At 70.7% G+C, this 7,572-nt stretch carries 8 protein-coding genes; 5 read left to right on the top strand and 3 right to left on the bottom strand.

Features of this window, described 5'->3' with window-relative positions:
- A partial coding sequence (locus ACGFNV_RS24865) for a transketolase C-terminal domain-containing protein (RefSeq protein WP_393625197.1) occupies positions 1-168 on the top strand: 168 nt, incomplete at its 5' end.
- 10 nt (positions 169-178) lie between these two features.
- A complete protein-coding gene (locus ACGFNV_RS24860) occupies positions 179-1,642 on the top strand; it encodes a dihydrolipoamide acetyltransferase family protein (protein WP_393625174.1) in 1,464 nt (487 codons plus the stop codon).
- Between the two features lie 66 nt (positions 1,643-1,708).
- Here the strand turns inward: ACGFNV_RS24860 and ACGFNV_RS24855 are convergent, their stop codons facing one another.
- Positions 1,709-2,614: a D-alanyl-D-alanine carboxypeptidase family protein gene (locus ACGFNV_RS24855; RefSeq protein WP_393625173.1), complete on the bottom strand. Its 906-nt coding sequence runs from the start codon at positions 2,612-2,614 to the stop codon at positions 1,709-1,711.
- A 222-nt stretch (positions 2,615-2,836) separates the two neighbouring features.
- Between ACGFNV_RS24855 and ACGFNV_RS24850 the strand changes: the two genes are divergently transcribed.
- Together ACGFNV_RS24850 and ACGFNV_RS24845 are read left to right on the top strand one after the other, a co-directional pair.
- Positions 2,837-3,499, top strand: coding sequence for a GntR family transcriptional regulator (locus tag ACGFNV_RS24850; protein ID WP_393625172.1), 663 nt, complete (start codon positions 2,837-2,839; stop codon positions 3,497-3,499).
- Positions 3,496-4,812, top strand: coding sequence for a nitrate/nitrite transporter (locus ACGFNV_RS24845; RefSeq protein ID WP_393625171.1), 1,317 nt, complete (start codon positions 3,496-3,498; stop codon positions 4,810-4,812). The genes ACGFNV_RS24850 and ACGFNV_RS24845 overlap by 4 nt, the downstream gene beginning before the upstream one ends.
- A 10-nt stretch (positions 4,813-4,822) precedes the next feature.
- Here ACGFNV_RS24845 and ACGFNV_RS24840 read toward each other — a convergent pair whose 3' ends face one another.
- Together ACGFNV_RS24840 and ACGFNV_RS24835 are read right to left on the bottom strand one after the other, a co-directional pair.
- The gene (locus tag ACGFNV_RS24840; RefSeq protein WP_393625170.1) at positions 4,823-5,656 is read right to left on the bottom strand and encodes an SAM-dependent methyltransferase; all 834 of its coding nucleotides are present in this window, start codon (positions 5,654-5,656) and stop codon (positions 4,823-4,825) included.
- Positions 5,657-5,747: 91 nt separating this feature from the next.
- The gene (locus ACGFNV_RS24835) at positions 5,748-6,572 is read right to left on the bottom strand and encodes a maleylpyruvate isomerase family mycothiol-dependent enzyme (RefSeq protein ID WP_393625169.1); all 825 of its coding nucleotides are present in this window, start codon (positions 6,570-6,572) and stop codon (positions 5,748-5,750) included.
- Between the two features lie 181 nt (positions 6,573-6,753).
- Between ACGFNV_RS24835 and ACGFNV_RS24830 the strand changes: the two genes are divergently transcribed.
- Positions 6,754-7,572 carry a carbon-nitrogen family hydrolase gene (locus ACGFNV_RS24830; RefSeq protein ID WP_393625168.1) on the top strand — a complete coding sequence of 273 codons (819 nt, stop codon included), beginning with the start codon at positions 6,754-6,756 and terminating at the stop codon, positions 7,570-7,572.

Raw genomic sequence — 7,572 nt, 5'->3', positions numbered from 1 at the left:
GCCGAGATCGCCGCCCGCATCACCGAACGCTGCTTCTACCACCTGGAAGCCCCCGTCCTCCGCGTCGGCGGCTACCACGCCCCCTACCCGCCCGCGCGCCTGGAAGAGGAGTACCTGCCCGGCCTGGACAGAGTGCTCGACGCAGTCGACCGCGCGCTGGCGTACTGAGGAGAGGGTCGTGACGACGATGACAGAAGCGTCCGTACGCGAGTTCAAGATGCCCGACGTGGGCGAGGGACTCACCGAGGCCGAGATCCTCAAGTGGTACGTCCAACCCGGCGACACGGTGACGGACGGCCAGGTGGTCTGCGAGGTCGAGACCGCCAAGGCGGCCGTCGAACTCCCCATCCCCTACGACGGCGTGGTCCGCGCCCTCCACTTCACCGAGGGCACCACGGTGGATGTGGGCACGTCGATCATCGCGGTGGATGTGGCGGGCGGAGCGGCACCCCAGGCACCGGCCCAGGCACAGGCGCCGGCGGCTCCCGCCGGGAAGCCGGCACCGAAGGAGGCGCCGAAGCCGGAGAGCGCGGGCTCGGGCTCAAGTGTGGGCTCGGGACGCCAGCCGGTCCTCGTCGGCTACGGCGTGGCCGCCTCCTCCACCAAGCGCCGCCCCCGCAAGGGCCCGGAGGTCCCGGTCCAGCAGGCCTCGACGGCGCTCCAGACGGAGCTGAACGGCCACGGCGGCGCGGTCGCGCCCGCTCCCGCCGCAGCCCCCGCTCCCGCCGCCGCGAAGGAACGCCCCCTGGCCAAGCCTCCGGTGCGGAAGCTGGCCAAGGACCTGGGCGTCGACCTGACGACGATCACCCCGTCCGGCCCGGACGGCATCATCACGCGCGAGGACGTCCACGCGGCGGCGGCCCCGGCCGCGCCGGTTCCCGAGCCGGTGGCGGCCCCGGCCGTCTCGGCGCCCCCCGCGCCGGTGCCGACGTACGACGCGGCCCGTGAGACCCGTATCCCGGTCAAGGGCGTCCGCAAGGCGACGGCCGCGGCGATGGTCGGCTCGGCCTTCACCGCGCCGCATGTCACGGAGTTCGTGACGGTCGACGTGACCCGCACGATGAAGCTGGTCGACGAGCTCAAGCAGGACAAGGAGATGCAGGGGCTGCGGGTCAACCCGCTGCTGCTGGTCGCCAAGGCCCTGCTGGTCGCGATCAGGCGCAACCCGGACATCAACGCGTCCTGGGACGAGGCCAACCAGGAGATCGTGGTCAAGCACTACGTGAACCTGGGCATCGCGGCGGCCACCCCGCGCGGCCTGATCGTGCCGAACATCAAGGACGCCCACGCCAAGACGCTCCCGCAGCTCGCGGAGTCCCTCGGTGAGCTGGTGTCGACGGCGAGGGAGGGCAAGACGTCCCCCGCCGCGATGCAGGGCGGCACGCTGACCATCACCAACGTCGGCGTCTTCGGCGTCGACACCGGCACGCCCATCCTCAACCCGGGCGAGTCGGCGATCCTCGCGGTCGGCGCGATCAAGCTCCAGCCGTGGGTCCACAAGGGCAAGGTCAAGCCCCGTCAGGTCACCACCCTGGCCCTCTCCTTCGACCACCGGCTGGTCGACGGCGAACTCGGTTCCAAGGTCCTCGCGGACGTGGCGGCGATCCTGGAGAACCCCAAGCGCCTGATCACCTGGGCGTGACGCAACGCGAGAGGGCCGCGCACCCCGGAAGGGGTGCGCGGCCCTCTCGCGTCCAGTCGGCTCGGCTCAGCTGAGCTTGGCGAAGCCGTAGTTCATCAGCTTCGTCGCGTCGGAGGCGCGCTGGGAGATGCCGGTGGAGGCCAGGACCGTGCCGATGACGGTCTTGCCGTTCCGGGTGGCGGCGAAGACGAGGCAGTACTTGGCCTCGGGGCCGGAGCCGGTCTTCACGCCGATGGCACCGCTGTAGCTGCTGAGCAGCGTGTTGGTGTTGTCCCACGCCGCCATGGTGCGGGTGCTGCCCGTCTTGGTGATCGTCTTGGCGGTGTACTTCTTGGTCTTGACGATCGCGCGGAAGTTGGCGTTCTTCATCGCGCTGCTGGCGAGCTTCGTCAGATCCTTCGCCGTCGAGTAGTTGGCGCCGTGACCGATGCCGTCGAACGAGTCGAAGTGCGTGTTCGTCATGCCGAGGCTCCTCGCCTCGGTGTTCATCTTGCCGATGAACGACTTCACGCGGGCGGCGCGCGTGGTGCCCGTGCCGAACTTGTCGGCCAGCGCGTACGCGGCGTCGCAGCCGGAGGGCAGCATCAGCCCGTAGAGCAGCTGACGGACGGTGACCTTGTCGCCCACGATCAGCTTGGCGTTGGAGGCGTAGTTGTTCTCGACGATGTAGTCGCTGTAGGCCTTGGCGATCGTGACCTTGGCGTCGAGGTTCAGGTTGCGCTGTCCGAGCACGACCTTCGCGGTCATGATCTTCGTGGTGGAGCCGGTGGAGAGCTTGGTGTCGGCGCCCTTCCCGTACAGCTGGGCGCCGTTGGCGTTGTTCATCACGAAGCCGGTCTTGGCGACGATCGTGGGAGTGGAAACGGCCTGCGCGGGCGCCGCGGTGAGGGCTCCGGTGGCGAGCACGGCGCCGGTGGTCACGGTGACGGCGGCGGCCCTGCGGAGACGGATGCCCTTGATACCGGTGATCAACTGAGATACCCCAATTGCTGTAATTGCCCCTATTGGACGGCCCAGTTGAAGGGGAAAGAAGGAAGGGCCGTACGTGTGTGACTCGTAAGTAGCACAGAAGGTTGTGCGGTTTCCTTACGGAGTCCGGTATCGGGGATGTGAAACGGGCCACCAATATCCGGCTGTCGTCCGCATGGTGGACCTCAATCCCCCATGCGTACGTCTTGTATCTATCCTGTCGGCATGCCCTCCGCCCCGCCCGCCCCCGTCAAGCAGCCCCCCGCCGCCGACCGTGTCTACGCCCACGTCAAGCAGGGTGTCCTGGACCGCCGTTACGAGGGCGGGATCCTCCTCACCGAGGGCGAGCTCGCCGAGGCCGTCGGGGTGTCACGCACCCCGGTGCGCGAGGCGCTGCTGCGGCTGGAGGTGGAGGGGCTGATCAAGCTCTACCCGAAGAAGGGCGCCCTGGTCCTTCCGGTCTCCGCGCAGGAGATCGCGGACGTGGTGGAGACCCGGCTGCTCGTCGAGGAACACGCCCTGCGCAAGGCCGTACCGGCCCCGCCGGGGCTCCTGGAGCGCCTCGAGGAACTGCTCGCGCGGCAGAAGGAGCAGGCCGCCGCCGGTGAACTGGCCCAGGCCGCGGTCACCGACCGCTGCTTCCACGCCGAGATCGTCCGCAGCGGCGGCAACGAGATCCTCTCCCGCCTCTACGACCAGCTTCGCGACCGCCAGTTGCGCATGGGCGTCGCGATCATGCACTCCCACCCCGACCGGATCACCAAGAGCCTCGTCGAGCACGCGGACATCCTGCGGGCGCTGCGCTCCGGGGACGCCGAGGAGGCCGTCGCGATCGTCCACCGGCACATCGGCTGGTTCTCGCACCTGGCGCGGGGGGAGGTCCGATGAGGGCCGGAGCGGGCTCGTCGGCCAACTCCACCCTTCCGGGTGATCCGCCGGGCGGCCGTCGTGCCGTCGCCGTCTGGGGCATCGGCGTCTCCGTCTACTTCGTCGCCGTCATCTTCCGTACGTCCCTGGGCGTCGCCGGTCTCGACGCCGTCGAGCGCTTCCATGTGGGCGCCTCGGCCCTGTCGACGTTCTCGATCCTCCAGCTCCTCGTCTATGCAGGGATGCAGATACCGGTCGGTCTGCTGGTGGACCGGCTCGGCACCAAGAAGGTGCTGGGCATCGGTGTCGTGCTGTTCACCGCCGGGCAGCTGGGCTTCGCGTTCTCGCCGTCGTACGGCACGGCCCTCGCCTCGCGGGCACTGCTCGGGTGCGGTGACGCGATGACGTTCATCAGCGTGCTGCGGCTCGGCAGCCGCTGGTTCCCGGCCCGGCGCGGTCCGATGATCGCGCAGATGGCGGGCCTCGCCGGGATGGCGGGCAACCTGGTCTCCACACTCGTCCTGGCCCGGCTGCTGCACGGCATCGGCTGGACGGCGGCGTTCGCGGGCAGCGCGGTCGCCGGTGTGGTGGTCCTCGTCCTGCTGCTGCTCTTCCTGAAGGACCACCCCGAGGGGCACGAGCCCGCGCCGATGCCGCACCAGGGCGCCGCATACGTACGGCGGCAGATCGCGGCGTCCTGGCGGGAGCCGGGGACGCGCCTGGGGCTCTGGGTCCACTTCACGACCCAGTTCCCGGCGATGGTGTTCCTGCTGCTGTGGGGCCTGCCGTTCCTGGTCGAGGCGCAGGGGCTCAGCCGGGCCACGGCCGGTGAGCTGCTGACTCTCGTCGTGCTGTCGAACATGGTCGTCGGCCTTGTCTACGGCCAGATCATCGCCCGGCACCACGCGGCACGGCTGCCGCTCGCCCTCGGTACCGTCGGCGCGACCGCGCTGCTGTGGGCGGCGACGCTGGCCTACCCCGGCGACCACGCGCCGATGTGGCTGCTCGTCGTGCTGTGCGCGGTGCTCGGAGCCTGCGGCCCCGCCTCCATGATCGGCTTCGACTTCGCCCGCCCGGCGAACCCGCCGGAGCGTCAGGGGACGGCGTCCGGCATCACCAACATGGGTGGTTTCACCGCCTCCATGACGACGCTCCTCGCGGTCGGGGTGCTGCTGGACGCCACCGGTGACGACTACACGATCGCCTTCTCCACCGTGTTCGTCCTCCAGGCCCTGGGCATCACCCAGATCCTGCGCCTGCGCGGGCAGGCGGCGCGCAGGGAGCGCGAGCGGCTGGTCGCGAGCCGGGTGGAGACGGTGCACGTGCCGGCGTGACGCCCGTCGTTCAGCGGACCACCGGGACGAGCGTGAGGTACGCGAGCCCCAGGATGCCGCGGTAGCCCAGCCACTGGGCGCGGTGCCGGTCGAGGCGCTCGCGGGTCTCCGCGGCGAGCGGATGGTCGCCGTGCTCCGCGAGCCACACCTCCACGTCCGCCTGGTACGCCGACTCGAACGTCTCCCACTCGTCGAGGCCCGCCGTCTCGATCCACTCGGGCCGGAACCCGGCCGCCACCGCCAGGTCGACCAGCGTCCCGAGGTCGTACTGGTCGGTGACCTTGGCCTCGGGCCACATCCGGGACAGCTCGGCGGCGCTCGGCTCCCGCTCCCAGAAGCACTCGCCGAGCAGCACGCGCCCGCCGTCCGCCACCAGCCGACGCAGCTCGCGCAGCGCCTCGGCGGTGTGCCCGGGAGGCTCGGACGCGCTCAGGGCGTGACTGGAGCCCAGGCACAGCACCAGATCCGCCGGCCCGCGCCGGGTCGACGCGGCGGACTCCTCCGCGAACTCCACCCGCTCCCCGAGCCCCCGTGCCACCGCGTTGCGCCGCCCCCGCGCCAGGTCGTCGGCGCTCAGGTCCACGCCGACACCGCGCGCGCCCGGTACGGCCTCCAGGACGCGCAGCATCAGCTCGCCCCAGCCGCAGCCGAGGTCGAGGACCGTGCCGGTCGTCGGCGTCGCCAGCCGCCGCACCAACGCCGTGGCACGGGCCTCGGACAACGGGCCGTGGAAGGTGAGCCGGGTCAGTCGGGGCGGGCCGTCGGCATGGGATGCCGAATGCGATGCCGGGGCCGGTGCCGGGTCCGAGGCGGCGGGCTGGGGCGGGATATCCATGTCGGTCATGGGCGTACGCTAGTTCGGGGCGCAGGACACGGGACACCGAATAAACGACCGGCGTTGCGCGCACAGCGGCGACCGTCGGCGCCCCCGCGCCCTACGGCGTCACGGTGAGGTTGCGCAGTATCGCCGCCGCCAACTCCTGGTCGCCCTCCGTCTTGACGCGGTCCGCGACCGCCCCCGGGGTCACCCGGCCGCAGGCCAGGCGGACGTACGTCTCCCAGTCGAGGGTGAGGGAGGCGGCGGGGCCCAGAGCAGGGGCCGTTTCGAGGGTGCCGCGCCCCTGGATGTCGACCCTTATCGTGCGCAGGAACTCGATCGGACCGTGCACGTCGAACACGATGGCCGAACTGCGGGGCGCGTCGGCCCTCTCGGCGACGATCGAGGGGAGCGCGGCGAGGAGCACGTCACGGGTGACGTGTGCGCCGGGGGAGTCGAGGTTGCCGGGGACGCCGAGAGCGGTGCGCAGGTCCTGCTCGTGCACCCACACGTTGAACGCGTGGTTGCGCATGGACTCCTCGAGGGTGAGCTCGGCGCCGAGGGGGCCGCGCACCTTCGTACCTGGGTCACGGGACTCGTTGCGCAGCTGGCGGTTGCGGCGGATGACCGTGTACTCCAGCTCGGACGTCATCTCCGGCGCGGTGTGGTGACGGCGGACGTCGACCTGCATCTCCATGTAGCGCTGGTGTTCGTTGGTGACGTGGAACAGGTCGCGCGGGAGCGAGTGGATGGGGCGCGGGTCGCCCATCATCTCGTTGTCCAGCCCGATGACGTGCGACACGATGTCGCGCACCGACCAGCCCGGGCATGGCGTGCGGCGGTTCCAGTCTGCTTCCACCAGCGGCAGCACCAGCTCGGATATCGCTTCGATGGAGTGGGTCCAGGCGTCGGCGTAGGGCTGGAGAGTGGGATGCAGACTCACGGAACGGGACCCCTCGGCGGTCGGTACACGGGTGGTTTGTGGCGGCGTTGCCAGTGGGAGGTGGCTGCTGTCGCGGGTGTCTTGGAACGCTAAGTTACGCTGCTTGGAGGCACCCCGGCAGTGCTTTCGTGTGACGATCGTAGGCCCGTGTGGACGACTCGAATGCCAGGACGGTGGTAGTGTGCGCGCCTCTTTGATCCAGATCGCCGTAGACGAGCAAGAATCGGTCGAATCCCGGCGGCGGCGCGTGGCCGCGTTGGTACGGGAACAGGCCGGGGCCGATCTCGTCGTACTGCCCGAACTGTGGACGACCGGTGCGTTCGCGTACGAGGGGTTCGGCGCGGAGGCCGAGCCGCTGGAGGGGCCGACGTACGAGGCGATGGCCAAGGCGGCGAGCGACGCGGGGGTGTGGCTGCACGCGGGTTCGATCCCGGAGCGGGCTCCGTCCGAAAGCGGCTCCGCCGCGGACGAGGGGGCGTTGTACAACACGTCGCTGGTCTTCTCTCCTTCCGGTGATCTGGTCGCCGCCTACCGCAAGATCCACCGCTTCGGCTTCGACAAGGGCGAGGCCGTGCTGATGGGGGCGGGGCGGGAGCTGGTGACGGTGCGTCTGCCGGAGACGACGCTCGGCGTGGCCACCTGCTACGACCTCCGTTTCCCCGAACTCTTCCGTGGGCTCGTCGACGCGGGCGCGCAGACCCTCGTCGTGCCGGCGGGCTGGCCGGAGCGCCGCCGGGCGCACTGGACGCTGCTGGCTCAGGCGCGGGCGGTGGAGAACCAGGCGTTCGTGCTCGCCTGTGGAACGGCCGGGACCCACGCGGGGGTTCCGCAGGCCGGTCACTCGATCGTGGTCGATCCGTGGGGCGAGGTGCTGGGGGAGGCCGGGGCCGGTGAGGAGGTCCTGTCCGTGGAGTTCGACCCGTCGAAGGTGGGCGTCACGCGCGAACAGTTCCCGGCGCTGAAGGACCGGGTGCTGGGGCTCGACGCCCCGCGCCGCTGA

This window comes from Streptomyces sp. NPDC048751, assembly GCF_043198595.1.
Classification (GTDB): Bacteria; Actinomycetota; Actinomycetes; order Streptomycetales; family Streptomycetaceae; genus Streptomyces.
This window is presented reverse-complemented; position numbering and strand designations above follow the sequence as displayed.

Bases quoted from the DNA above. Each gene is read 5' to 3' on its own strand.
- ACGFNV_RS24850 (WP_393625172.1), top strand. From the start codon at position 2,837: ATGCCCTCCGCCCCGCCCGCCCCCGTCAAGCAGCCCCCCGCCGCCGAC.
- ACGFNV_RS24845 (WP_393625171.1), top strand. From the start codon at position 3,496: ATGAGGGCCGGAGCGGGCTCGTCGGCCAACTCCACCCTTCCGGGTGAT.
- ACGFNV_RS24840 (WP_393625170.1), bottom strand. From the start codon at position 5,656: ATGACCGACATGGATATCCCGCCCCAGCCCGCCGCCTCGGACCCGGCA.